The organism is Rhizobium sp. 18065 (assembly GCF_902706095.1).
Lineage (GTDB): Bacteria > Pseudomonadota > Alphaproteobacteria > Rhizobiales > Rhizobiaceae > Allorhizobium.
Genome location: NZ_CACSJP010000013.1, coordinates 67533 through 92538, shown reverse-complemented (window position 1 = coordinate 92538; position 25006 = coordinate 67533). Strand labels below are relative to the sequence as shown.

29 protein-coding genes and 1 tRNA gene are annotated in these 25006 nt (G+C 59.7%); 15 read left to right on the top strand and 15 right to left on the bottom strand.

The genetic code is table 11. The annotated features are described in order from the left end of the window. Positions 1-27: 27 nt before the first annotated feature. The 3 genes from GVK95_RS22630 to dapA form a co-directional block, all read right to left on the bottom strand. Positions 28-447: a DUF3830 family protein gene (locus GVK95_RS22630; RefSeq protein WP_159952943.1), complete on the bottom strand. Its 420-nt coding sequence runs from the start codon at positions 445-447 to the stop codon at positions 28-30. A gap of 4 nt (positions 448-451) precedes the next feature. After that, positions 452-931 carry an SsrA-binding protein SmpB gene (gene smpB / locus GVK95_RS22625; protein WP_007600215.1) on the bottom strand — a complete coding sequence of 160 codons (480 nt, stop codon included), beginning with the start codon at positions 929-931 and terminating at the stop codon, positions 452-454. A 133-nt stretch (positions 932-1064) separates the two neighbouring features. Continuing rightward, positions 1065-1949, bottom strand: coding sequence for a 4-hydroxy-tetrahydrodipicolinate synthase (gene dapA / locus GVK95_RS22620; protein WP_159952942.1), 885 nt, complete (start codon positions 1947-1949; stop codon positions 1065-1067). A 219-nt stretch (positions 1950-2168) separates the two neighbouring features. Here dapA and GVK95_RS22615 point away from each other — a divergent pair, with 219 nt between their 5' ends. After that, the gene (locus tag GVK95_RS22615; RefSeq protein ID WP_159952941.1) at positions 2169-4253 is read left to right on the top strand and encodes a lytic transglycosylase domain-containing protein; all 2085 of its coding nucleotides are present in this window, start codon (positions 2169-2171) and stop codon (positions 4251-4253) included. 60 nt (positions 4254-4313) lie between these two features. Continuing rightward, entirely contained in the window at positions 4314-5195 is an 882-nt protein-coding gene (locus GVK95_RS22610; RefSeq protein WP_159952940.1) for an alpha/beta hydrolase, read from the top strand. A gap of 123 nt (positions 5196-5318) precedes the next feature. Here the strand turns inward: GVK95_RS22610 and GVK95_RS22605 are convergent, their stop codons facing one another. Next, positions 5319-6308: a porin gene (locus tag GVK95_RS22605; protein ID WP_159952939.1), complete on the bottom strand. Its 990-nt coding sequence runs from the start codon at positions 6306-6308 to the stop codon at positions 5319-5321. A 622-nt stretch (positions 6309-6930) separates the two neighbouring features. Here GVK95_RS22605 and GVK95_RS22600 point away from each other — a divergent pair. From GVK95_RS22600 to GVK95_RS22590, 3 genes are all read left to right on the top strand, one after another. Continuing rightward, positions 6931-7021: transfer RNA gene (locus tag GVK95_RS22600), tRNA-Ser, on the top strand. A gap of 252 nt (positions 7022-7273) precedes the next feature. Continuing rightward, entirely contained in the window at positions 7274-8308 is a 1035-nt protein-coding gene (locus GVK95_RS22595) for a porin (protein WP_159952938.1), read from the top strand. Positions 8309-8575: 267 nt separating this feature from the next. After that, positions 8576-9511: a site-specific integrase gene (locus tag GVK95_RS22590; RefSeq protein ID WP_159952937.1), complete on the top strand. Its 936-nt coding sequence runs from the start codon at positions 8576-8578 to the stop codon at positions 9509-9511. A 169-nt stretch (positions 9512-9680) separates the two neighbouring features. Here GVK95_RS22590 and GVK95_RS22585 read toward each other — a convergent pair whose 3' ends face one another. Further along, positions 9681-10898 (bottom strand): FAD-dependent oxidoreductase, encoded by a 1218-nt coding sequence (locus tag GVK95_RS22585; protein WP_159952936.1) that lies wholly within the window; start codon positions 10896-10898, stop codon positions 9681-9683. Positions 10899-11148: 250 nt separating this feature from the next. On the opposite strand from GVK95_RS22585, the gene GVK95_RS22580 reads away from it, so the two are divergent. The 3 genes from GVK95_RS22580 to GVK95_RS22570 all read left to right on the top strand — a co-directional run bounded on the left by GVK95_RS22580 (position 11149) and on the right by GVK95_RS22570 (position 13340). Next, positions 11149-11502, top strand: coding sequence for a hypothetical protein (locus GVK95_RS22580; RefSeq protein WP_159952935.1), 354 nt, complete (start codon positions 11149-11151; stop codon positions 11500-11502). A 203-nt stretch (positions 11503-11705) separates the two neighbouring features. Further along, entirely contained in the window at positions 11706-12116 is a 411-nt protein-coding gene (locus tag GVK95_RS22575) for a PilZ domain-containing protein (RefSeq protein ID WP_200844361.1), read from the top strand. A gap of 111 nt (positions 12117-12227) precedes the next feature. Further along, positions 12228-13340 carry a pyridoxal phosphate-dependent aminotransferase gene (locus GVK95_RS22570; RefSeq protein ID WP_159952934.1) on the top strand — a complete coding sequence of 371 codons (1113 nt, stop codon included), beginning with the start codon at positions 12228-12230 and terminating at the stop codon, positions 13338-13340. Between the two features lie 157 nt (positions 13341-13497). Here the strand turns inward: GVK95_RS22570 and GVK95_RS22565 are convergent, their stop codons facing one another. After that, positions 13498-13764 carry a sel1 repeat family protein gene (locus GVK95_RS22565; protein WP_159952933.1) on the bottom strand — a complete coding sequence of 89 codons (267 nt, stop codon included), beginning with the start codon at positions 13762-13764 and terminating at the stop codon, positions 13498-13500. Between the two features lie 512 nt (positions 13765-14276). Here GVK95_RS22565 and GVK95_RS22560 point away from each other — a divergent pair. After that, positions 14277-14612: a DUF2147 domain-containing protein gene (locus GVK95_RS22560; protein WP_007600172.1), complete on the top strand. Its 336-nt coding sequence runs from the start codon at positions 14277-14279 to the stop codon at positions 14610-14612. A gap of 88 nt (positions 14613-14700) precedes the next feature. Here GVK95_RS22560 and GVK95_RS22555 read toward each other — a convergent pair whose 3' ends face one another. Both GVK95_RS22555 and GVK95_RS22550 read right to left on the bottom strand, forming a co-directional pair. Next, entirely contained in the window at positions 14701-14913 is a 213-nt protein-coding gene (locus GVK95_RS22555; protein WP_159952932.1) for a 4-oxalocrotonate tautomerase family protein, read from the bottom strand. A 44-nt stretch (positions 14914-14957) separates the two neighbouring features. Continuing rightward, positions 14958-15698 carry an SDR family oxidoreductase gene (locus GVK95_RS22550; RefSeq protein ID WP_159952931.1) on the bottom strand — a complete coding sequence of 247 codons (741 nt, stop codon included), beginning with the start codon at positions 15696-15698 and terminating at the stop codon, positions 14958-14960. A 104-nt stretch (positions 15699-15802) separates the two neighbouring features. Between GVK95_RS22550 and GVK95_RS22545 the strand changes: the two genes are divergently transcribed. After that, positions 15803-16699, top strand: coding sequence for a LysR family transcriptional regulator (locus GVK95_RS22545; protein ID WP_159952930.1), 897 nt, complete (start codon positions 15803-15805; stop codon positions 16697-16699). Between the two features lie 89 nt (positions 16700-16788). Here GVK95_RS22545 and GVK95_RS22540 read toward each other — a convergent pair whose 3' ends face one another. Next, positions 16789-17166 (bottom strand): glyoxalase superfamily protein, encoded by a 378-nt coding sequence (locus GVK95_RS22540; RefSeq protein ID WP_159952929.1) that lies wholly within the window; start codon positions 17164-17166, stop codon positions 16789-16791. A 288-nt stretch (positions 17167-17454) separates the two neighbouring features. On the opposite strand from GVK95_RS22540, the gene GVK95_RS22535 reads away from it, so the two are divergent. After that, positions 17455-17625 (top strand): hypothetical protein, encoded by a 171-nt coding sequence (locus tag GVK95_RS22535; RefSeq protein WP_159952928.1) that lies wholly within the window; start codon positions 17455-17457, stop codon positions 17623-17625. Between the two features lie 51 nt (positions 17626-17676). Here the strand turns inward: GVK95_RS22535 and GVK95_RS22530 are convergent, their stop codons facing one another. Continuing rightward, the gene (locus GVK95_RS22530) at positions 17677-17970 is read right to left on the bottom strand and encodes a hypothetical protein (protein ID WP_200844360.1); all 294 of its coding nucleotides are present in this window, start codon (positions 17968-17970) and stop codon (positions 17677-17679) included. Positions 17971-18268: 298 nt separating this feature from the next. On the opposite strand from GVK95_RS22530, the gene GVK95_RS22525 reads away from it, so the two are divergent. Then, positions 18269-19771, top strand: coding sequence for an AMP nucleosidase (locus tag GVK95_RS22525; RefSeq protein ID WP_159952927.1), 1503 nt, complete (start codon positions 18269-18271; stop codon positions 19769-19771). Positions 19772-19870: 99 nt separating this feature from the next. On the opposite strand, the gene GVK95_RS22520 is transcribed toward GVK95_RS22525, so the two are convergent. Beyond that, on the bottom strand, positions 19871-20071 hold the full coding sequence (locus GVK95_RS22520; RefSeq protein ID WP_159952926.1) for a hypothetical protein: 201 nt from the start codon (positions 20069-20071) through the stop codon (positions 19871-19873). Positions 20072-20326: 255 nt separating this feature from the next. Next, a complete protein-coding gene (locus tag GVK95_RS22515; protein WP_159952925.1) occupies positions 20327-20800 on the bottom strand; it encodes an OsmC family protein in 474 nt (157 codons plus the stop codon). 209 nt (positions 20801-21009) lie between these two features. Between GVK95_RS22515 and GVK95_RS22510 the strand changes: the two genes are divergently transcribed. The 3 genes from GVK95_RS22510 to GVK95_RS22500 all read left to right on the top strand — a co-directional run bounded on the left by GVK95_RS22510 (position 21010) and on the right by GVK95_RS22500 (position 22787). After that, positions 21010-21618 carry a PadR family transcriptional regulator gene (locus tag GVK95_RS22510; RefSeq protein ID WP_159952924.1) on the top strand — a complete coding sequence of 203 codons (609 nt, stop codon included), beginning with the start codon at positions 21010-21012 and terminating at the stop codon, positions 21616-21618. A 2-nt stretch (positions 21619-21620) separates the two neighbouring features. Then, complete coding sequence (locus tag GVK95_RS22505; protein ID WP_159952923.1) at positions 21621-21908, top strand: DUF2218 domain-containing protein; 288 nt, start codon at positions 21621-21623, stop codon at positions 21906-21908. A gap of 102 nt (positions 21909-22010) precedes the next feature. Further along, the gene (locus GVK95_RS22500) at positions 22011-22787 is read left to right on the top strand and encodes an SDR family NAD(P)-dependent oxidoreductase (protein ID WP_159952922.1); all 777 of its coding nucleotides are present in this window, start codon (positions 22011-22013) and stop codon (positions 22785-22787) included. Positions 22788-22807: 20 nt separating this feature from the next. On the opposite strand, the gene GVK95_RS22495 is transcribed toward GVK95_RS22500, so the two are convergent. The 3 genes from GVK95_RS22495 to GVK95_RS22485 all read right to left on the bottom strand — a co-directional run bounded on the left by GVK95_RS22495 (position 22808) and on the right by GVK95_RS22485 (position 24829). Then, positions 22808-23173: a type II toxin-antitoxin system VapC family toxin gene (locus GVK95_RS22495; RefSeq protein ID WP_159952921.1), complete on the bottom strand. Its 366-nt coding sequence runs from the start codon at positions 23171-23173 to the stop codon at positions 22808-22810. Continuing rightward, entirely contained in the window at positions 23167-23379 is a 213-nt protein-coding gene (locus GVK95_RS22490) for a CopG family transcriptional regulator (protein ID WP_159952920.1), read from the bottom strand. Before GVK95_RS22490 ends, GVK95_RS22495 begins: the two co-directional genes overlap by 7 nt. 76 nt (positions 23380-23455) lie before the next feature. Continuing rightward, the gene (locus tag GVK95_RS22485; protein WP_159952919.1) at positions 23456-24829 is read right to left on the bottom strand and encodes an aspartate aminotransferase family protein; all 1374 of its coding nucleotides are present in this window, start codon (positions 24827-24829) and stop codon (positions 23456-23458) included. Between the last annotated feature and the right edge of the window lie 177 nt (positions 24830-25006).

Sequence of the window (25006 nt, the reverse complement as noted above, 5' to 3'; positions counted from 1 at the left end):
GCGAAAAACACGCCGCAAACGGCTGAACTAAATCAGCTCAAACGCAATCGGTTGCGCGCCCTGCCAGAGCACCATCTTGCCCATGGCCTCCAGTTGCTCCTGTCCCCTGGTCAAGGTGAGGAAATGGTTGCCGGCAAGGGCGCCCATCTTGCTGGCGAAATGCGAGCTGCCATAGGCAAACAGCAATTCGGTTTCGCTGTAACCACCGGGATAGAGCAGGATATCGCCACGCGACGGATGACAGGTGTGATTCTCGAAACCGGCGCCGAACTGGAAGTCGCCGAGCGGCACCCAGACCGCCTCGCCGCTCCAGCGCGAATGAATGGTCTGGTTGCGGAATGGCAGGAAAGTCTGGAAGATCCGGCAGGTTTCCGGCGCCTTTTCCAGCTCGAAGCGAGCTTCGAAGACGAAGGGGCCGACGGTGACCTTCAAATGCGACGCGCTCATGCGATCAGCCGCCCGTCTTCAACAGACGGCTCTTCTGCCGGTTCCAGTCGCGTTCCTTCTCGGTCTCGCGCTTGTCATGCAGCTTCTTGCCCTTGGCGAGCGCCAGTTCAAGCTTCGCCCTGCCCTTTTCATTGAAGTAGATCTTCAACGGCACCAGCGTCATGCCTTCGCGATTGATCGAATTGCGCAGGCGATGGATCTCGCGCGCCGACAACAGCAGCTTGCGGCGCCGGCGGGGCTCGTGATTGAAACGGTTGGCCTGCAGATATTCCGGCAGATGGGAATTGATCAGCCAGATTTCATTGCCTTCGTCAGAGGCGTAGGATTCGGCAATGTTGGCCTTGCCTTCGCGCAGTGACTTGACCTCCGTGCCGGTCAGGACCAGACCGGCTTCGTAGGTGTCGATGATTTCATAGTTGAAGCGCGCCTTGCGGTTTTCCGCGACGATCTTGTTGATGGTGCGCTGGCTGCCTCTGGGTGCCATGGTGAATTCCGATCCGCCCGATGCTTTTGTTATTGTGGACGGCGGGCTCCCGTTCCTGATGTCTGTGCCTCTATGTAGTATAGAGAGACCAGGAAGAAAAGGCGCCGAGTGTCTTGCCCCGGCGCCGACTGTCTCAGTTCAGCAGGCCGGCATGCTTCAGTGCAGCGTCGATTGCAGCTTCCGTTGCACCTTCCAGCGTCGGCAGAAGCGGCAGGCGCACTGTCCGGCTCATGCGGCCGAGACGATGGAGCGCATATTTCGCCCCACAGAGCCCCGGCTCCATGAAGATCGCCCTGTGCAGCGGCATCAGGCGGTCCTGATATTCGAGCGCCTTGGCATAATCGCCGGCCAGCATGGCGGCCTGGAATTCGGCCGAGAGACGCGGCGCGACATTGGCGGTCACCGAAATGCAGCCGACGCCGCCATGGGCGTTGAAGCCGAGCGCTGTTGCGTCTTCGCCGGACAGCTGGACAAAATCTGCGCCGCAGGTGATGCGCTGCTCGGAGACGCGCTCGATCTTGCCGGTCGCATCTTTCACGCCAACGATATTCTTGTGTGCCTTGGCGAGCGCACCCATGGTTTCCGGCGTCATGTCGACGACCGAACGACCCGGGATGTTGTAGATGATGATCGGCAGCGAGACGGCCCCGGCGATCGCCGCATAATGACCGATCAGGCCCTTCTGTGTCGGCTTGTTGTAATAAGGTGTGACGACCAGCAAGGCGTCCGCGCCGGCCTTTTCGGCATGCTGGGCGAGATCGATCGCTTCCTTGGTGTTGTTGGAGCCTGCACCGGCAATCACCGGCACGCGCTTGGCGGCCACTTCGATACAGAGTTCGACGACACGTTTGTGCTCGGCATGGGAGAGGGTCGGCGATTCTCCAGTCGTGCCCACCGGCACGAGACCGGATGAGCCTTCGGCGATCTGCCATTCGACATGCGCTGCGAAGGCGGCTTCATCAACAGTACCCGCTTCGGTGAAGGGGGTAACGAGAGCGGGAATCGATCCCTGAAACATGCACTGAACTCCTCAGGGCCGATATCCACGCTTCGGCCGCATTCTCTATTTAAATCGGGGGCACATTACTTCGCGCCTTCGGGTGCGACAAGCGCATGTCGCGTGCTTTTGTGATAGTTTCAACGGGCTGATCGACGGAATGTGATCGCCCCGGTTAAGGACTTGTTAAGCAAGGTTTCGCCTTACTGGAGAGGTGGCGCATATAGGTCTGGTGTTTGGATGAGAAAGTCGTCTCTTTTTGTTTCGGCCCTGGGGCTTGGCATGGCCGCGCTCATTGGTGTGCAGAATGCCGTCGCCCTTTCCGACGTCCCGGCCGGTGTCCCGGTTCCGGCGGAAAAACCGCTCGGCTTTGCTCCAATGAAGGCCGAACCTCCATCCTTCGAGACCACCGGCACCATTCCAAAGACTTCCTCGCCTGCGGCACAGGTCAATCCGCTGCTGAAGGCCGGCCTCGACGCCCTGTCGGACAAGGATGGCGCCAAGGCACTCGCCATTCGCGACAAGATGGCGGCCGGTCTCGATCGCCATATGCTGACCTGGTCGATCGCCATGTCGGGTTTGCGAGACGTATCGTCCAGCGAAATCGCCACCGCCCAGCGTGATCTCAAGGGCTGGCCAGGCCTCAAATCCTTCCGTGCCAATTCGGAGCGGGCACTCTACCGGGAGAACCCGAGCCCGATAGGCGTACTCGCTGCGTTCGGCAATTCCGAAGCCGAGACGACCGAAGGCGCGATGCTGCTGGCGCGGGCACATCTGGCGACCGGAAACACGGCGCAAGCGGCCAAGGTCATTCGCAAGCTCTGGCACGAAGACGGGCTCGACAAGCCGACGGAAGACAGGATCCTCGGCGAGTTTGCCGCGCTGCTGCGCCCTGTAGATCACAAGACACGCATGGACTACCTAATGTATCGCGGCCGCGCGAGCCAGGCCAAGCGCTTCTCGTCGCTCGGCGAGGCACAGTCGCTCTACAATGCCTGGGCAGCGCTGATCCAGAAGTCCAGCAACACAGCCGCACTGATCAAGGCGGTCGACAGCCGCTGGGCGTCCGATCCGGCCTACCTCTTCATCCGCATCGAGAACCTGCGCCGGCAGGACAAGTATGAAGAGGCCACCAAGCTTCTCGAGCAGATGCCGCGCGACAAAGCCAGGCTGGTGAATACCGGCGAATGGTGGAACGAGCAGCGGATCGTAGCAAGAGGCCTTGCCGACCTCGGCAAATTCCGCGCCGCCTACCAGGTCACGGCCCGTCATGCGGCGAGCGAGACGGCGGATGTTGCCGATGCCGAATTTCACGCCGGCTGGTATGCCTTGCGCTACCTGAACGATCCGAAAGCGGCCACGAAACACTTCCAGCGTATCCTGGAGGTATCCAACCGGCCGCTTTCTGCTTCGCGTGGCTGGTATTGGCTTGGCCGGGCAGCCGAAGCTGCCGGCGACGACAAGGCGCGCGACTATTTCAATCGGGCAGCCCAACATCCGAGTACGTTCTACGGCCAACTTGCCAGCGCGCGGGTGCAGATGGGCGCGATCAGGATACCGTATCCGGCTCCATCGGCCGCCGAACGCGATCTGTTTGACTCTCGCGAGGCAGTCCGGGCGATTTCGCGCTATGAAGCCGCCGGGCATGGCTGGCGGGCGCAGAGCCTGTACCGGGCGCTTGCCGAACAACTGGACAATCCCGGCGAACTGGCCCTGCTCAGTTCACGGGCGGAAAAGTCTGAAGGTGGACATCAGCTTTCGCTGCAGATCGGCAAGACGGCCTATGCACGCGGCATCAACGTGCCGGCGCTTGCCTTCCCGGTTGGCGTCATTCCCTCATCTGCCAACATTGCCGGCTCTGGCAAGGCTTTGGCCTATGCCATCGCGCGTCAGGAAAGCGCCTTCAATCCAGCGGCCGTTTCGCCAGCGAATGCGCGCGGACTGCTGCAGCTTCTGCCATCGACCGCCAAAGGCGTCGCTGCCCGGCACGGGCTCGCCTATGCACCGGCCAAGCTGACCAGCGATCCCGGTTTCAACGCCACGCTTGGTGCGCATTATCTCGGCGAGCAAATCGATGCGTTCGGCGGCTCCTATATCATGACATTCATCGCCTATAATGCGGGTCCGCGCAAAGTGCCGGAATGGATCGGCCGCTACGGCGACCCGCGCGGCAAGTCGATCGACGAGGTGGTCGACTGGATCGAGCGCATCCCCTTCCCCGAGACGCGCAACTATGTGCAGCGGGTGATGGAGAATTATCAGGTCTACAAGAGCCGGCTCGGCCAGAAGACCGATATCGTGCACGACCTTCGCTTCGGTCGCTGATCGACGCGCCCGCGGATCTTCTGATAGCGTGTTCTCCAGCACCATTGAGCGGAGAACCAAATGCCCGACCACACGACCGTCAGCATCGAGGATCACTTCGTCAGCGTCCCGGATGGCCTCAAACTTCACGTCCGTATTCTGGGCGGTGACAATCCTGGCCTGCCCGTCGTCTGCCTGCCGGGGCTAACCCGCAATGGCCGTGACTTTGAGGCGCTTGCCAGGATCTTGTCTTCCGCCCCGCACGGCTTCAAGGTGATCAGCATCACATCGCGCGGGCGTGGACTGTCGGACCGTGATCCGGAGCCAAGTCGCTACACGATCCCGGTCGAGGCCATGGATGTGGTGGCCGTGCTCGATCAGCTGGCGATCGACAAGGCGCATTTTATCGGCACATCGCGCGGTGGGCTCATCCTGCATGTGCTGGCGATGACCCATCTCGATCGGATCGCCACAGTTGTACTCAACGATATCGGGCCTGTTCTCGAGGTCGAAGGACTACGTCAGATCCAGTCCTACCTTGGCGGTCGGCGCAAGCCGCAGACATTTGCCGAGGCGGCGATCATCCTGAAGGACGCACATGGCGACGAGTTCCCAGCTTTGTCCGACGAGGACTGGCAGGGACTTGCGGCGGCGATCTACCGGGAGACCGAAGGCGAGATCGTTGCGGACTATGATCCTGAAATCGGCATCCAGTTCCGCGCGGCTGACCTCAGCCAACCGCTTGCCGATCTGTGGCCGCAGTTTGCCTTGCTGGCAGAGCTTCCGGTGATGGTGGTTCGCGGAGAACATTCACGACTTCTGTCGCCCGAAACGGTGGATGCGATGGGTCAGCGGCATCCAGGTCTGCTTGCGGTTACCGCCAGCGGCCAGGGCCACGCGCCGCTGCTGGATCTCGGACCACTGCCCGACCAGATCGCCGGCTTTCTCCACAAGAGCATTTAAACGAGACGAGGCTTCAGTCCGTTCCAGCGGGCCACGCTGCGCGGTCAATAGCCAGCGATGTCGCCCAAAACGGAAAAAGCCCGGCACAAGGCCGGGCTTTCCCTATCCAATCCGAGGATTGAATTAGAATGCGCGCTGCAGGCGGAAGTAACCGTACGGGTTGTCGGTTACGTCGTCGTACTGAACCGACAGACGGGCCAGCAGGTTTTCAACAGGCTTGTAGTCGAGCGTGATGCCGTACTTCAGCTTGTCGCCGCCGACGTATGCGCCGCCGTCTTCGAGGTTATCCCAGTACTGGATGCCCGGGGTAACGGTCAGCTTGTCCGTTGCCTTGAAGGCGTAGGAAGCAGCAACCGACCATTCAGCGTCGTCGTAGTAGGCGCTCGGGTCAGACGAGTAGATGCCTGCGAGGTAGAAGGTGCCCGGGCCGATGTCAGCCGAACCGATAGCGCGAACTGCGCCTTCTTCTACGTCAAAGTCGTAACCGCCGAGGATGGCGATCGAAGCCGGACCGAAGGTCGCGGTGACAGTACCCGACAGGCCGATGTCAGCAGTGTCAGTTACGATCGACTGAATTTCGTCAACCGAACCGCCGATCGAGAAGGATTCAGCTGTGTAGGTGTAGGAGAAGGAGACGAATTCGGTCTGGTTGCCGAGGCCGTCGGTTTCGCCAGCGATACCCAGGTCCCACCAGTTGTAGAACCAACCAGCCTTGAAGCCGCCGAGAGCGAGGAAAGCTTCGTCAGCGTAGAAGCCCTGTGCGTCGTTGTCGACCGAGATATCGCTTTCGAGAGCGATGAAGGACTGCAGAACGCCGAGTTCGGTGTCCGACTTGGCGTCAACCGTTACGAGGGCCGAAGCGCGCATGTCGTAGTCGTTGTCCGAACCAGAATCAGCATTCGGTCCGAAGTCGACCTGCGCACGAACCCAACCACCGATCTGGAGGCAGGTTTCGGTGCCCGGGATGTAGAAGTAGCCGGTGCCGAAAGCGTCGCAAACGCGAACGTATTCCATCGGCTCAGGCTCGGCAGCTACGATAGCGTCGGCAGCCTGGGCGCCAGATACTACAGCGAGAGCTGCAGCGGAGCCGAGAAGAAGGCTCTTGATGTTCATTATTGACCTCCAGTCAAGTTTCGTATGGGTCTGGCCAAATTGGCTGAAGGACAGCAGTACCTGCCCCATCCCCGTCGGTTTCTCAGAAGACGGACGATCCACCGCCTCGCTTCCGTTGTTGAAAATACAAAACGCGGCCGGTCATGCAATCACCAAACAGCGGAATGATTGGAAACAGGGAACCCTTCCGTCTGCGCTGTTGCTCAAAGGACACAAAACCGTGTCCCAGGATCATTAAAAATTTACAGTTCGTTAAGAAAGCCCTTACGAAATCGGCACTTAGCATGTGGACAGACAAGCGCGCCGGATCAAAACGCCGATTATTTTCCGGCTAAAATCGGCGAAATCCCCTGCTGCAGCGCTATTCTTATCCGCAGCGTCTTCGCAGGCCCACTCTATATATGGAGCGGTAGCCGTGGTGAAATGCTGCGATCGGCATCCAATTTGGCTCGGCCCGGCAGAATCAAACGCAGGAAACTATGGCGATTCGAGAATCGCCAAGGCCGCAGCGTCACACCCAGCCTGCAAACACTTGAAAATTCGCGCGCCCTATCAGGTAAAATGTGCAGGATTACGAAAAACCCTTGCAATCGCCGATTCAAGCACATAATCAGGCCGCACCGGAGAGGTGGCCGAGTGGTCGAAGGCGCTCCCCTGCTAAGGGAGTATACGTCAAAAGCGTATCGTGGGTTCGAATCCCATCCTCTCCGCCATTCAACGAAATCCCCCAATTCATTTGATTGCGCCTCATGGCTTCCTTGCCGAGCTGCGCATATTCAGGACTGCGCGGCCCCTCACTGAGCCTAGGTGGCTGCACCACCTAGCATCATTTTGGCGCATTCGACGACCGAAGGCGGGCGGCACGATGCGAGTGAGCGCGGAAAAAATCAACTAACCATCTGTTTTTAATGACTATTATTGAGAAAATTGATGCGCTCCGGTCTATAATTGACTGGAGGTCAATAATGAACATCAAGAGCCTTCTTCTCGGCTCCGCTGCAGCTCTCGCTGTAGTCTCTGGCGCCCAGGCTGCCGACGCTATCGTAGCTGCCGAGCCTGAGCCGATGGAATACGTTCGCGTTTGCGACGCTTTCGGCACCGGCTACTTCTACATCCCGGGTTCGGAAACCTGCCTCAAGATCAGCGGTTATGTCCGTTTCGAGACCCAGTTCTCCGAAGACGACAACGAAGACTTCGACTGGAACATGCGCACCCGCGCCAAGGTCAACTTCGAAGCCAAGAGCGATTCCGAGCTCGGCACCATTGGTTCCTACATCGCAGTCCGCACCTGGGCTGAAAACGATGGCGCTGACGACACGACGAACGATCTCGAAATCGACGAAGCCTATATCACTGTTGGCGGCCTGAAGGTCGGCTACATGTACAACTACTGGGATAACGATCTCTCGGGCGAAGTTGACGACCTCGGCTCGAACCGCCTGAACGCAGTCGGTTACCAGTACACGGCCGACGCATTCTCGGCTGGCGTCTTCCTTGACGAACTGACGAAGAACTACTCCGGCGGCTTCGACAGCATCTATGATGGCAATGACAACCTCGGCGTTGAAGGCCAGATCGCTGCGACCTTCGGTGTTGTGACGGCAGAACTTCTCGGCTCCTACGACTTCGCGGCTGAAAACGGCGCGATCCGTGCAAAGCTGCTTGCTGACGTTGGTCCGGGAACATTCGGCCTCGCCGCCATCTACTCGACCGGCGCAAACGCCTACTACGACGTTTCCGAATGGACCGTTGCTGCTGAATACGCCGTCAAGCTGAGCGACAAGTTCACCCTGACGCCTGGTGTTCAGTACTGGGACAGCTACGGCCTCGTTTCGGCTGACGACTTCGACTCCAGCAACGACGCCTGGAAGGCCGGCCTGACCCTCGACTACAAGGTCGCCGAAGGCCTGACTGCCAAGGTTGCAGTCAACTACTTCGACGAAGACGCAGCTGATGACGGCGTCTGGGACGGTTTCGTTCGTCTGCAGCGTTCGTTCTAATTCGATCCACGGATCGATACGGGATCCGGCCTTCGGGCCGGATCCCAGCCCAAACCCGCCAAAGGCGTGGTTTTGCCCAAGACAGACTCTGAAATGTCCAAAGCTGGCCAGTTGTGACGACTGTTGCCGGCCTGCATCGTTACGTGAGGAAAAAATTCCACCATCCGTGCTTCTGCGCAATTATGAGCTATACTTTTTATAATGTATAACGATATTCGATCTTGGATGGCCTGCATGTCGCTGGCCGGATCGTAGTGAGGCAATCGCGTGAACAACATGATATCGGAAAAAAGCGAAGCATTCGACACAGCCGTCGAAGTGCCTTCCTATTCCGTTCATTATCAGTACGGCTCCGCGAACAAGCTTTTTGAAGTTCGCGACACGTCGCTGCGTGCCCTGTTCGCGAAATATGGCGACATCCTCTGGCTCAATGGCAGCCACAAATACAATGTCACCAACTTCATCGCCGAGCTTCATGACATGTTGGATATTCCGGGCTTCTCGACCTTTTCCCAGGAGATGCTCGACCAGTTGATTGGCAAATTGCGCAAACGCGGTAACAGCAACGCCACCATCAATCGAAAGATGGCGGCCCTAAGCAAACTGCTGCGAAAGGCGTATAAAATGGGAGATGTCTACAGTCTGCCCGAATTCAAGCGCGAAAAGGAAAAGGCCGGGCGTATCCGCTTCCTCGATCGGGACGAAGAGGAATTGCTGTTTTCCGAAATCCGCGCGCATAACGAACTGTATTACCGTTTCTGCACGTTCCTTGTGGATACAGGCGCACGTCTCAGCGAAGGCACCGACTTGCGCTGGGGCGATCTGAACGCCCACCGGGCCACGTTCTGGGTGACCAAGTCCGGGCGCTCGCGCTCCGTTCCCCTCACCCACCGGGCTGCCGCCGCGATCGCGGGCTCGGATCGACGTTTCCCCGGCCCCTTCTCGGAGATCGACCAGCAAAGGTTCCGCATCGCCTGGCACAATGCCAAGGATGCGATCGGTCTCGGCGACGACAAGGATGTGGTGCCGCATGTGTTGCGCCATACCTGCGCTTCGCGCCTCGTCCAAGGCGGCATCGACATCCGGCGCGTACAGATGTGGCTTGGCCACCAGACCCTGACAATGACCATGCGATACGCACACCTCGCCTCGCATGATCTCGATATGTGCGTTCCCGTTCTGGAGCGTGCGGCATCCAACTAGCAGTTCATTTTTTTGTTAGTGACATGATAGCGCTACCATCACTTTGATTTCGCTTAGCTTTTGTTGTTTCACATAACTGTTATTGAAGCAACGCAAAAGAGGTCCCGGAATGCATTCCGGGACCTCTTTTGTCACTATATAAAGGCATAGCCTGGCGACGGTATGTGCGTCAGGCGATCAGCGTCTTGAGGTCTGTCGAAGGGTCGGCGATGACAGCCTTGTCAGGAGTTCGGCCCAGATCGAGCAGTTTCTTGCCGGCGACATAAGCCTTGGCGTCATTGATCGCATCGACCGCAATGAACTCGCCGCTGGAGAAATACCAGACAGAGAGGCTTCCTTCCCTGGCACCCGGTCGAACGACCGTCTCGTCATAGCCGAGATTGAAACCGGCGATCTGCAGCTTGACGTCATACTGATCCGACCAGAACCACGGTTTTGGCCGATAGGGCAGCGCAGCGCCGGCCATGTTGTTGGCAGCCGCCTCCGCCTGGTCCACGGCATTCTGCACCGACTCGAGCCGGATCTTGTGCCCCTTCCAGTCGAAGACCGCGCAATCGCCCACGGCATAGACGTTCGGATCGGAACTCTGCTCCATGTCGTCGACGAGAATGCCGTTGGCGGTTTCGATCCCGGCCTCTGCGGCAATCCGGTCATTGGGCACAACGCCGATACCGGCAATCACCAGATCGACATCGATGACGCTGCCATCCGACAGTTCGGCCGCCTTGACCCGTCCATCCTCGCCGATCAAGCGGGTCAGACCGGTTTTTTCGCGAATGACCACGCCCTGGGCCGCATGGATAGCGCGCATGGCGTCGGCGGTTTCACTGGCGGCGACACGGGCCAGAATGCGATCGGTCACTTCAATCAGGGTCACCTCGAGACCGAGCTTGCGCGCGACGGCCGCAGCCTCAAGCCCGATATAGCCGCCGCCGACGATCAGCAGACGTCGTCCTGCCTTCATCTCGTCGGCAAGACGGTCGGCATCGGCCTTGTCGCGCGCGGTATAGACACCGTCGAGATCGCCGCCAATCTGGGTTGGCAAGCGCCGCGGCGTCGCGCCCGTGGCGAACACCAGCGTTTCATAGGCGAGCGCGGAGCCGTCGAAGAGGCGAACCTGCTTCGCTACGCGATCGATTGCCTCGACCGGGGTCGAAAGGCGGATCTCGACGTTATTCTCCTCGTACCAGTTCTCCGGGCGAAACAGCAGGCGATCGAAGCTCATTTCGCCGAGCAGGTATTTTTTCGACAACGGCGGGCGCTGATAGGGAAGGCAGGGCTCGGCGCCCAGAAGCGTGATAGGTCGCTCGTCCTTCAGCGCCCGAAGTTTTGCCGCCAGGGCAAATCCTGCCTGGCCAGCACCAATGATCACCAATCTGCCCGCCACGTGTCGCGCCTCGTCTCAAATCTGAAAAAGCGCCCAACATCGGAACTGCAGGCGCATCGATGACCAAGGCCTAGCTTTGTGGCGATTTCCGGTCAAGCGCCGGATGCCCGACGTTGGCGCCAAGGCCTGGGTAAACACCTGAGTCCAAAGCAAAAAACAGATTTGCTTTGGATTTTAACGATCGCATAGAGAAAGTGTCGAAGAAGATGCGTTAAATTGGGACCGTGCAAGATCACCAAGGGAGGGTGAAATGCCCTTACAGATGGTACCAGACGCAAAAGCCAATATTCCGCAGGACAAGGTCTTCGAGAAATTCAGGATCGACCGGCCGGGCAAGATCATATTCGTCGGCCATCACCTGAGTACGAAGACTTCACTCCGTTGCCTGATCCGCACGATATCCCTGCATGGGGCAGAACTGGAAGTCTCGCCACATCTGCCGATGCCGAGCAACTTCTTCCTGGAAATCCTCGGAATTCATGATGAAATCGGCTGCACGCTGATCCGCCGCGAAGCGGAGAAACTGACCATCGGCTTCAACATGCTGATCGATCCCGAGTTTCTGCATCACGTTGTGCGGCTGTCCTTCGAACTCAACCACTGACATCAACAACCGGCGCAGCGCGGCAGAACACGTCGCGCCGGATCTGCTTTCGACGAGCGACAGCTCAGTATTTCTCTTCGAGATCTTCACGCTCACATGCAGGAAAACGAAGATACCTAAAACTTGACTGATCCTATTGACGCTAATGCAAATATTAGAACCCACAGTGCAAGCAACACCGGGCTTGGAACGCGAGAATAACAATGGAAAACGCAACGCATCTGGCGACCGTCAAGTCGGAAATGTACGAGCGCAAATGGGAGCGCTTCTACGTTCAACGTCCCGCCAAGGTGATGGCGGTCAGCCCCGGGCTCAGCGGCATCACGATCCGCAGTTGTGAAGTCGTGGATATTTCGCAAGGCGGCGCTGCACTTGTGATGACCACGACCATCGGTCTATCCTCCCATTACTACCTGCAGGTCGTCGGCCTCGCCGATCGTATCGGCTGTGCGGAAGCCTATCGAAACGGCAACCGGGTCGGGGTGAAATTCATCCGGCCTATCCCGGAGGCCATGCTGCACCGGATCGTGCGTGCCGACTTCATGCTCGGTGAAAAGATGGAAGCGCCGCTCAAGCCGTTCACCAATGGAAACGGCGCGCGCCTCGGACGCTGATCGCGGCAAAACGTCTGAAGCGGACCTTCAGCGCACCTTGTCGCCCTTGCGCACGTCCTGCGGAAACCTATTGTGGGCACAGTTCAACTCTGCCCGGGATCCCAGCATCGCATGTCCGCCTTTTCTCGCTTCACACCCCTGACATCCTCCCTGCCGGCAACGGTGCCCTTCATCGGACCGGAGGCCATCGAACGCAAACGCGGGCTTCCGGTGAAAGCCCGGATCGGAGCGAATGAAAGCGGCTTCGGCCCGGCCCCTTCCGTCATTGCGAAGATCGCTGAAAAATCGGCCGAGATCTGGAAATACAATGATCCGGAAAACCACGCGCTGAAGACGGCGCTGGCGGCACATCTGTCGCTCAAGCCGGAGAATTTCGTCATCGGAGAAGGCATCGACGACCTGCTCGGCCTGATCGTCCGGCTGGTGATCGAGCCGGGCATGCCGGTCGTCACCTCGCTCGGCGGCTATCCGACTTTCAATTTCCATGTCAACGGCTTCGGCGGCCGTCTGGTCACTGTGCCTTACCGCGACGACCGCGAAGACCTCGACGGACTGCTCGCAGCCGTTAAAGCCGAGGACGCGCCGCTGGTCTATTTCGCCAATCCCGACAATCCGATGGGCAGTTGGTGGGATGCGGACGCCATCGTTGCCTTTGCCCGGGCGCTGCCGGAAACCACGCTGCTCATTCTGGACGAAGCCTATAGCGAAACGGCACCGGCGGGCTCGATCCCGGCCACCGACGCCTTGATCGACCTGCCCAACGTGATCCGTACCCGGACATTCTCCAAGGCCTATGGCCTGGCCGGCGCGCGCGTCGGCTATGGTTTCGGCACGGCGGGCACGGTTTCTGCCTTCGACAAGATCCGCAACCATTTCGGCATGCCACGGCTTTCGACCGAAGCCGCCCTCGCGGCGCTGGAGGACCAGGCGTATCTGACGGATGTGCTTTCCCGGATCACGGCATCGCGCGCACGTATTTCAGCCATCGCCACTGCCAATGGCCTGAAACCGCTCCAGTCCGCGACGAATTTCGTCACGGTCGATGCGGGACGAGACGGTGTCTATGCGCGTGCTATCGTCGATGGGCTGATGGAGCACGGCGTTTTCATCCGCATGCCCGGCGTTGCCCCCCTGAACCGTTGCATCCGCATCTCGACCGGCCTGCCGGCCGATATGGACCTTCTTGAAGAGGCACTGCCGAAGGTTCTGGCCTCGCTGGCGTAACGGCGGTCAACTGAAATAAAAAGAACCGCGCCGGCCTTGTTCCTGCCGGTCGCGGTTCTGATGTGTTGGCACTGGCCCCGTCCAAAGGTCCCCCGCCACGTTCCCCTCTCCAGGGTTCTTGTGCTTTTCGTCCCCCGCCGTTGGCGGGGTAACTCGTTCAGTGGATGGTCATCCACTCGCGGGCGGCGCGCAGCGCTGCGGCGAGATCGGGCTTGCTCATCGTCTGGGCAAGATCGGCACGCAGCTCGGCGGCGCGCTCGCATCCCTTGATCGCAGCGATGTTCAGCCACTTGTGTGCCGAGACCAGGTCGATCGGGCAACCGCGGCCGGTTGCGTACATCAGACCCATGTCGCAGAAGACATCGGCTCGGGTTTCGCCACCCATGGTGGCCATTTCGGAATTGCGCATTTCAAAGCGTGCCATCGGATTTGTCCCTGTCTAGCCTAGTGGTTTAAACTGTCCCTGTTTTGCCCCTTTCGGAGCGCCTTCCGGACCGTTGCCATCTTCTTTCGTGGCGTTTCGAACCTTCAGGTATCGGCGGGTTTTTCCCTGCTCGTTTGATGACCCGACTATGCCGGAAGGCTTTCAATGGTCGCTTAAAATGCATGCTTAATTTGCTGAAAACAAAGTACAAATGCTTCGTAAACTTGGGTTTTTGTTAAGCATCGGATGCCCTGCATATTAAGGAATTTGCGTCGAAATTTACGAAAATTTCAGATCTGGAAATCAACCGATTGTTCACCACGAAATTCGAAGGCACTTTTAACAAAGGCCGGAAATGCTGGATTTGCCCGTCGTCCACAGAGGCAAATTCGGGCGGATTGCATTTTACCTTTACGTGTGCGTAAGATAATTCTTAACCGATGCGCCGCGATTTCGGAGGAAATCACAGGCGGCTATCGGCGGATTACATCGTCTCGGGAGGAAGACCACACATGCGGACCATCATCATCGCCGCCGCGCTGGCATTTTCGGCCATCACCGCGCAGGCAGCAGAGCCCATCGAGGGCAACTGGAAGACGGCAACCGGCGCCACGGCCGAAATCGCCCCCTGTGGCGGTGCCTTTTGCGTGACGCTGAAGACCGGCAAGTTCGTCGGCAAGCAGATCGGCAAGATGTCGGGCAGCGGTGACAGCTATTCCGGCGAAATCACCGATCCGGAGACCGACAAGACCTATTCGGGTTCGGGCACCGTTTCGGGCAGCTCGCTGAAGATGAAGGGCTGCGTGCTCGCGGTCCTTTGCAAGAGCCAGACCTGGTCGCGGCTCTGATCGGCTGACACGATCCATACAGAGTATAAAGAGGGGAACCGGGCGGCGGGAGCGATCCCCCGCCCGATCTTTTTTAAGCTGAACGCCGCTAGTCGACGGCGCGATAGGCGTCCGGGATGGTGAAGACCATGTCGGCGCGGGCATAGCCGCCGTCCTTGACCTCCTCGATCAGCACCATGGTGTGCGGACGCGCTGCTTCGGAAAAATACTCGACCAGCATGGCAGTTGTCCGATGGACGATTTCCTCCTTCTGGAGCTTGGACAGCGCCCCTTCCGGGGTCTTGATGTTTACAAACGGCATTTCATTCTCCTGCTATGTTGTTTCTTTGAGTGGCTGTCTGCGTGTCAGACCACGCCGCCATTGGCGCGGATCACCTGGCCATTGACCCAGCCGCCATCCGGCCCTGCGAGGAAGGAGACGACAGCGGCAATGTCGTCCGGCTGGCCGAGCCGCTTCAGCGGGTTCATGCCGGCAATCGTGTTGACCAGCTCGTCCGACTTGCCCTTCATGAACAGTTCGGTTTCGACCGGCCCCGGCGCCACGGCATTGACGGTGATCGCCTTCGGGCCGAGTTCCTTGGCGAGGATATGGGTCATCGCCTCGACGGCCGCCTTGGTTGCGGCATAGACGCCGTAGGCCGGCTGATAGAGGCCGACGACACTGGTCGAGAAGCTGATGATGCGGCCACCGGGGCGGATGCGGTTTGCGCCTTCGCGCATGCCGCGAAAGACGCCGCCGAGATTGATCGCAACCTGGCGCTCGAAGGCCTCGTCCGATGTGTCGGCGATCGGTGAAAGCTGCATGATGCCGGCATTGTTGACCAGCACGTCGACACCACCAAAAACCTCTTCGGCGGCATCGAACAATGCCTTCAAACCGTCGCCGGAGGCGATATCGGCCTGAACCGCCACGGCACGGCCGCCGGCCGCCTCGATTTCTCCGACAACGGCTGCGGCTGAATCGGCGCCGCTCGCATAATTGACCACCACGGCATAGTCGTCGCGGGCAAGACGTCTGGCAATCGCCGCGCCAATACCTTTCGACGATCCGGTGACGATGGCGGTTCTGGTTTGTGTCTCGGTCATGATGGCGCTCCTTGTTTCTGCCTGAATGGAAGATATGCCCATGCCTGCGCCAAACAATCACGCAGAACTTGACATGATAATTCTGATGGTGCGAACAATGAGAGATGGATCGTCTTGACCGGATGCAGTTGTTCATTCGCGTGGTGGAGCGGCGCAGTTTTTCTGCGGCGGCGGCCGATCTCGGGCTTGGCCGATCGACGGCGACCGAAGCGATCAAGCAGCTGGAGGCCGATCTCGGCGCCCGGCTGCTGGAGCGCACGACGCGGCATGTGACACCGACGCTGGAAGGACAGGCACATTACCAACGCTGCCTTGCCATTCTCTCCGATATAGAAGAGGCGGAATCGGCCTTTCGAGACAGCCGCCCCCGCGGGCTTCTGCGGATCGATGCTCATCCGCTGCTGACGCGGACATTTCTTCTACCGCACCTGCCGGAGTTCCTCGATCGCTATCCCGGCCTCGACCTGCATATCGGCCAGGGCGACCGGCTGGTTGACCTGGTCCGTGAAGGCGTCGATTGCGCCCTTCGCGCCGGAGAGCTTGCCGACAGCGGCCTGATCGCGCGGCGGCTTGCGACGATCAACGAAGTGACCTGCGCCAGCCCCGCCTATCTCGCCCGCCACGGCATGCCGGCCACGCTTACCGATCTTCAAGCCGGGCATCTGTGCGTCGGCTTCGTCTCGTCGCGCACCGGCGAAGTGATGCCGCTCGAATTCATCGATGGGCAGGCGATAAAGCTGATCTCGCTCGGCTCGCGGGTCACGGTCAACAATTCCGACACGATGACCGATCTCTGCCGGCTCGGCTTCGGCCTGATCCAGGCGCCGCACTACCGGCTGGCGCAGGATCTTGCCGAGGGGCGGCTGATCGAGATCCTGCCGGACCATCCGCCCTCGCCGACGCCGCTTTCGGCCGTCTATCCGCAAAACAGGCACACGGCTGCACGCCTGCGTGTCTTCCTCGACTGGGCAACGGAAATCTTCGCCAAGGCGAACCTTTAGAGCCGTTCATTTCTAAATGGAATCAGTTCTGTTGGCTCAAACGGCGTTGCATGGTCGACCGGCCGGCGTAGCCATCAGCGCTCCACAGGTCAGATCGGCTCGCCGACGTCGATGCGATTGCCGTCGGGATCCTCGAAGACGAAGGCACGCAGACCGTAATCCTTGTTCTGCAGCCGTTTGATCACCCGCAGGCCCTTGCGCTGGATGACGTCATGCAGGGCATCGATATTTTCGACCATCATATGGGCGACGTTGAAGTCCGCCGCTTCATAACCGGGCTGCAAAGTCAGGTGCAATTCGGCCGAATCCCGTTTCAGGATCATGAAGCCGACCGGAGTGCCGTTTTCGAAGGTTTTGCTGAAACCGAGAACCTCGGTGTAGAATTTTTCTGCGCGTGCCATCTGCTTGACCGGCAGCATGACAGCGACCCGCCCGAAGCGCATGGTCGTGTGATTGATGTTTTCCATCGTCTGGTCTCGTTTTGTGAAGGCCGCATGTCCCATCTGCGGGCAGTGCCACGCATGAGAACGACTTCAATTGTTGTGACAAACGAGACGGTGCCCGTGGCAGCACTATTGCAGAGAGAGGCACGCGGATAAAGGCCCAAAGCCCGTTTCATCGCCCGATGACACACCCCGGCGACGTATCGAAAAATTATCCGGATTCCTGAATGCCGGATGAACCCGGTTCTCAGGCGGTGTTCAGCGGGGTGTCAGCATAGTCAGTCACAGGGACAAGGGACTGGAGACTTCCATATGAGCACGCTTTCTCGCCGCATGACCATTCTGACCTTGACGATGGCCGTTTTCGCCTTCCTGTTCGCCCAGCTGGTGGTGTCGACAGTACCCGGTCAGCGGCACGGCCAGGCAGCCGCGATATCGAGCTGCGGCATTCCCGGCAGCGCGCTCTGCAAGGCTGTCTTCTAGGAATGGTTTTGCGTCGGGATCATGTTCGGCCAGTCGGTGTGTGATTGCCGCCTATTTGGCCAGCAACTTGTTCTTGATCAGCCCGACAACCACCTGCACAACAAGACCCGCGACGCCGCCGCCGACAAACTGGCCCGCAAGCGCCGCTATATCAACGCCACCTGCCGCAGCGGTTCCACCCGCCCCGAGCAGCGATCCCAGGATCGTCCCGCCGCCAACGCCGCCGATCGCGCCGGCGAGCAGGTTGCCGATCTGACCGAGATCCGAATCCTTCAGAATCTTGCCGCCTGCCGTTCCACCGGCCGCGCCACCGATGAGTTGGGCCAGAATTGCTGCGATATCCATGTCAATCGCCCTCCAATCGGTCCCGTCCACCAGAACGGAACAACGGTTGTATTGTAGGCCGCTTACCATCTGCCGGAAAGGGTTCGCTAAATTTATTTATGTCGATATTCTAACGTTTGGATTGTCCCGACTGGCCCGCAATATCACCTTGGGCACGCGGCAGCGTGCATTCGGTCGGGCCGCATGCACGGCAGGGACCGAAGCGGACGAGATCGGAAAGAAGTGACGTGCGGCTGAATTCTGGAAAACGTCACCAAAACGTCGTTTGCTTGTCAATCACTCTTTCCTATAATGCGTCATGAACACACGAATCCCTATTTCCGCACCCGTCAATTTCATCAGCCCCGAGCCGTATGAACCGCAGGCGTTCAACAATGCCGTCGAAGCGGTGGATGCGCTGACCGCGCTCTACGAGCGCAATACAAACTTTCTGATCGATGCCTTTGGCGGTCTTGCGCAAGGCGGGCCGATTGCCGGTCGCTACCGGGCGTTTTACCCACAGGTGGCGCTCGAGACGACCAGCTTCGGCCATATCGACACGCGTCTTGCCTATGGGCATGTCACGTCTCCCGGCCTCTACACCACGACCATCACCCGCCCGACGCTGTTTCGCCACTACCTGAAGGAACAGCTTGGCCATCTGATGCGCAATCATCAGGTTCCGGTCATCGTGTCCGAATCGGCGACCCCGATCCCGCTGCATTTCGCCTTTGCCGAAGGCGCGCATGTCGAGGCATCGGCCGGCGGTCTCGTCGACATGCAGTTGCGCGACGTCTTCGACACGCCGGATCTTGCCGTCACCGATGACGAGATCGCCAATGGCGAATACGAGCCGAAGCCGGGCGAACCGCATCCGCTGGCGCCGTTCACCGCGCAGCGCATCGACTATTCGCTGGCCCGCCTGTCACATTACACGGCAACCGGCGCCAACCATTTCCAGAATTTCGTGCTGTTCACCAATTACCAGTTCTATGTTGACGAGTTCTGCGCCTATGCGCGCAAACTGATGGCAGACGGCGGCGAAGGCTACACAGCTTTTGTAGAGCCGGGCAATATCATCACCAAGCCGGGCGATAGCGAGCCGAGCGAGGGTGTTTCGCTCGGACGCCTGCCGCAGATGCCGGCCTATCACCTGAAGATGAAGGGCCATGCCGGTATCACGCTGGTGAATATCGGCGTCGGCCCGTCCAATGCCAAGACGATCACCGACCATATCGCCGTGCTGCGCCCGCATGCCTGGCTGATGCTCGGCCACTGCGCAGGATTGCGCAACAGCCAGCGGCTCGGCGACTATGTTCTCGCCCATGCCTATGTGCGCGAAGACCATGTTCTCGACGACGACATTCCGGTCTGGGTGCCGATCCCGGCGCTGGCCGAGGTGCAGCAGGCGCTCGAAGACGCGGTCGAGGAGGTCACCGGCTACGAGGGCTTCGAGCTGAAGCGCATCATGCGCACCGGAACCGTTGCCACGATTGACAACCGCAACTGGGAACTGCGCGACCAGCGCGGCCCGGTCAAGCGCCTGTCGCAGTCGCGCGCCATTGCGCTCGACATGGAATCGGCGACGATCGCCGCCAACGGCTTCCGCTTCCGCGTGCCCTACGGCACCCTGCTCTGCGTTTCCGACAAGCCGCTGCATGGCGAATTGAAGCTGCCGGGCATGGCGACCGCCTTCTACAAGACCCAGGTCAGTCAGCATCTGCAGATCGGCATCCGCGCCCTGCAGAAACTCGGTGCCATGCCGAAAGAAAGACTGCATTCGCGCAAGCTGCGCAGCTTCTTCGAGACGGCTTTCCAGTAAGGGATAAACGGCCAGTAAGGGACAAACTGGCCAGTAGAGATGGAAGGCCTCGGCCGCGCGCCGGGGCCATGTGCTCGAATGTTGGCGGACGGGATCGGTTCAGAGCCTGCGGGCTTCCAGCCGCCGTTTGTCGCGCTCGACATAGTCGGAGCCCAGATCCGTCAGGCAGAATTGCCGTTTCTGAAATTCCCCGCGGATCAAGATGAAGCCTTGCTCTTCGGCTTCGCTCAATGTCTTCAGGCTGGTGCCTTTCGGGGGTGACTGCCAACCCGTGCCAACGGCGCTGTGCAGCAATACCATTATCTTGATAATCTTGTTTCTCCATGGCTGACGCATGCAGCCGTGCTGTCTCGCGTCACCAATCTTGTGGCGACGCTGTCTTGATTTGCCGCTTTTCCGGAAAAGCCTATTGATTTGAATAGATTATTTTGGCCGAACCGGAGTTTCGCAAGGACTATTTTATAAAAGCTCCAGCAGGCTTGGTCAATTCAATCGCTGCGGCCCCAGCAGGTTTGGTCATTGACGGCGACCGGGCACACAAAACCACGCCGCAAATCATCCCTCGATGATCTCCGCCTGACAGCGGACGGGGAAATTGACCGAGTTCGCGATGAAACATTTCTCATGCGCCTCCGCATGCAGTTCGGCGGCAATGTCGGGATAGGTGCCGGCCTTGATCGTTACGCGCGGCTTCAAAAGCACATCGGTGAAACGGCCGGTGCCCTCGACGTCGATTTCCATGACGCCTTCGGCATGGTCCTCGTAGTGGGTGACGACGACGCCGGAGACGGCGCAGAAATGCAGGTACCAGAGCTTGTGACAGGCCGACAGCGAGGCGAGGAACAGATCCTCCGGGTTCCAGCGGGCCGGATCGCCGCGAAAAGCGACGTCCGACGAGGCCAGGATGTCGGGCTTGCCGTCCACCGAGATCACATGGTCGCGGCCGTAATCGCGGTAGCCGGAGGTGCCCGTTCCGGTATTTCCCTGCCAGGTGACCGTCACCTTATACTCGTGGCGCTTGTCACTCATGCTGCTTCTCCCCACTGCCTTGCCAGTTGACCTGCTGCGCTCGACCTTAATCGCGCGGCATTGCATCACGATAGGCCATGCGCCTTCCTGCCGAAAGCGCTGCGCGGCCCTGCCCCGCATCTTGCCAGAAATTATTCGCGCGCCCTCTTGTAATGATCGCTCTAAGATATATCTTAGATGCAGTTCAAACCTATCAGAAAGAAATCCAGATGAGAGATTCAAATTGCGAGCACAGAGGGCATGACAAGTTTGCCCAGGCCATGCGTGGCACCTTTGACGGGATGCGTCACGGTATGCGTCACGGTGGGCCGTTCGGCGGCCGGCCGGAGGGTGGGCCACGCGGACGCGGCGGCGAACGTCGGCGGATGTTCGAGAGCGGCGAGCTGCGCCTCGTGCTGCTGAAGCTGATCGAGGAGCAGCCGCGCCATGGCTACGACCTGATCCGCGAAATCGAAACCCTTTCGGGTGGCGCCTATGCCCCAAGCCCCGGCGTGGTCTATCCGACCATGACCCTGCTGCTCGACATGGGCCTTGCCGACGAACAGGCGAGCGAAGGCCCACGCAAGCTGCTCGGCATCACCGAAGCCGGTCGCCAGCATCTGGCGGAGCGTGCCGACGAGGTGGCCACCGCCATGGCGCGGCTGACCGCTCTTGCCAAGGTCACCGAACGCACGGATGCAGCGCCGGTTCGCCGCGCCATGCACAATCTGCGCGCCGCCCTGCAGGACCGCCTCGCCCTTGACGGCGTGACACGCGAAACCCAACTGGAAGTGGCCCGCATTCTCGACGAAGCGGCCAGCAAGATCGAAAGGCTCTGAACATGGCGAAAGTAACGGCAACCGTGGCGACGGAACATGGCTGGAAATATGTCCAGCAGCTGTGCAAGCACTGGGCGCACAAGCTCGAAGTCGAACTTACGGAAAACCAGGGTGTGGTCAAGTTTGACGCTGCGACAGCAACCATGACTGCGGACGAAGCCGGCCTCACCGTGGTCATCGAGGGTGAGCAGGCCGAGGTGCTTGAACGGATGAAGGGCGTGGTCTCCAGCCATCTCGACCGCTTCGCCTTCCGTGAGGCGCCTCTGCCCTTCGCGTGGCAAGCCGCCTGAGACGGCGGCATCGGGCATCGGGCATCGGATATTCTTCAGGCCGGTCTTGCCAAGCGGCGGCATGACCGGTCTAAGCTTGTCCGGCAACAGGAGGACTGCCGCATGACCGATCATCTCATCATTCCCGACCTCTCCGGCAAGGCCGTGCTCATCACCGGCGCATCGAGCGGTATCGGCGCCGCCCTCGCCCGCGCCTTTGCCGCCCAGGGCGCGCTGATCGGCCTGCATTACAATTCCAAGGCCGAGGCGGCAGAGGCGATCGCCGGCGAAATCACGGCGTCCGGCGGCAAGGTCATTGCCCTCAAGGCGGATGCGACGAACTCTGCGGAGATGGCGACTGCGGTCGACCAGATGGTGCAGGCGTTTGGCCGGCTCGACGGCCTGATCAACAATGCCGGCAGCATGATCGCCCGTGTGGCCTATGAGGAGATGACCGACGCGCACTACGACAAGGTGATGGACGTCAATGCCCGCTCGGTCATTTCAACCAGCCATGCCGCCCTGCCGCACCTGAAGAAACAGGGCGGCTTCATCATCAACACGACTTCGGTCGCAGCTCGAACCGGCGGCACCGCCGGCTCCGGCGTCTACGGTTCGTCCAAGGCCTTTGTCGGCGCCGTGACCAAGGGCATGGCGCTGGAATTCGGCAAATACGCCGTGCGCGTCAATGCGGTCGCACCCGGCTTCATCGCCACGCCATTCCAGGACAACTATGCGCTGCCCGGCCAGGCCGAGCAGGTGGCCGCTGCCGTACCGCTAAAGAGGGCGGGCACGTCCGACGATTGCGTCGGCGCCTATCTCTTCCTCGCCTCGGACATGCTGTCGGGCTACATCACCGGCCAGACGATCGACGTGAACGGCGGTCAGTTCATGCCGTGAAGGACCTTGCTAGATCGACATCAGAGTTCATATGGCACTCTGATGTCGGGATGCTGACGCGGAAAGCCCTTGGTATCCCTGGTCAACAACAAGAGACCATTCGTCTTTGCCGATGCCCATATCATGGCATCCGGTAATTTCAGCCGATGGTTTTGCCGCACCGTGACCGCCTCGTCGGCAACATCCTGCGACAAGCCAATCACGTCGAAGCCCTTCAGAAATGCGCGTGTGTCGTCGGCAAAGCCAGCCGGAGCCCCGACCATGACCTCGATCCAGGTGATGATGCTGATCGCCCGCTCTGGATAAGTATTCACTACCTCCAAGGCCTCAGGAACGCCGTTGAGGATATCAATCACGATATTGGTATCGAAAAGGACTTTCACCATTCGGAGCGAAGTCGGCGCTGTATCGACAGCCCATCCTCCGCATTGCCCCACAGCCCGAAGCCGTTGCGGACAGCATCGTCTTTCTGCCGATCCAGCAAATCGCCCACAGCCTCCCTGATGAGAGCAGCACGAGAGACTTGCTTCTGGGCTGCAAGTTTGTCCAAGGCTTCTATCTGTGCTTCCGGAATATCGACCAAGGTGCGCATGACTGCTCCAAATGATATGATCGGAGCCTATCACTCCGCTGAGAATTTCGCCAGCGGCCGCGCCAAGGGCGGAGCCTCATCCCTCGCCGCGATTGTCCTTCAGCCAGTCCAGCCCGTCGCGCAAGGCTCCGACCGCCTGATCGATCTCGCTGCGCGAAATGATCAAGGGTGGCGAGAACAGCATGCGGTCACCGGTGGCCCTGAGCACGACACCGGCATTGACGCACTGGTTGCGCACCCCTGTGCCTGTGTCATCAGGCTTCTTGAAGCGGCGGCGTGTCTCTTTGTCGGCGGTGATCTGAACGGCGCCCATCAGGCCGACGCTGACGGCTTCGCCGACCATGTCGTGATCCGCCAGAGAGGCGAGAGCCTCGGCAAGATAAGGACCGATATCGTCGCGCACGCGCTCGACCAGCCCCTCCTCCTCGATGAGGCGGATATTCTCAAGCGCTGCGGCAGCGGCCACGGGATGACCGGAATAGGTGTAGCCATGATAGAAATCGCCGACCTCATCCATCATCACCTGGGCGACGCGGTCCGACACCAGCACGCCGCCGATCGGCAGATAACCGGATGACAGGCCCTTGGCGATCGGCGCAAGATCCGGCTCGAAACCGAAATATTGATGGCCGAACCAGGTGCCGAGACGGCCGAAACCGCAGATGACTTCGTCGGCCACCAGCAGGATCTGATATTTGGCGCAGATGCGCTTGATCTCCGGCCAATAGGTCGACGGCGGAACGATGACGCCGCCAGCACCCTGAATCGGCTCGGCGACGAAGGCTGCGACATTGTCCTCGCCGAGTTCGATGATCTTGTCTTCCAGCTCGCGCGCCACCTTCAGACCGAAGTCTTCCGGCGTCATGTCGCCGCCTTCGGCATACCAGTAGGGCTGGTTGATGTGGTGAATGCCCTCGATCGGCAGATTGCCCTGTTCGTGCATCCACTTCATGCCGCCGAGCGAGGCGCCGGCAACAGTCGAGCCGTGATAGCCGTTCTTGCGCGCAATCACCTGCGTCTTGGTCGGATGGCCAAGCGCCTTCCAGTAGACACGGACCATGCGGAACCAGGTGTCGGAGGCTTCCGACCCGGAATTGGAGAAGAAGACATGGTTCAGCGTCTTGCCGGCCTTTTCCGTCACCTTCTGGGCGAGCAGCGTGGTCGGCGGCGTCGTCGTGCCGAAGAAGGTGTTGTAGTAAGGCAGTTCCTGCATCTGCGCATAGGCCGCATCGGCGATCGACTTGCGACCATAACCGACATTGACGCACCACAGTCCGGCAAAGGCGTCGAGATACTTCTTGCCGGTGGAATCCCAGATATGCACCCCATCCGCACGGCTGATGATCTTGGTGCCCTCGGCATTCAGCTTCTTCATGTTGGAGAAGGGATGCAGGTGGTGGGCGGCATCAATGGCACCGAGATTGGAAACGGCGGAGGCAATCTTGTTCATGGTTTCTGATCCTTGCCGGAAGCAATGGAAACGCTCGCCCGGCCAATCTTGGTCCGGTCGGACGCCTGCCTCCGCATTGAAAGGCGGAACTTTATCGGCTACGAACATGACCTTCCAAAACGTGTTTGGCAAGGCACCGCGTGCCGCGTTTCTCCGGCCAAAACCGTTCCCATCGAG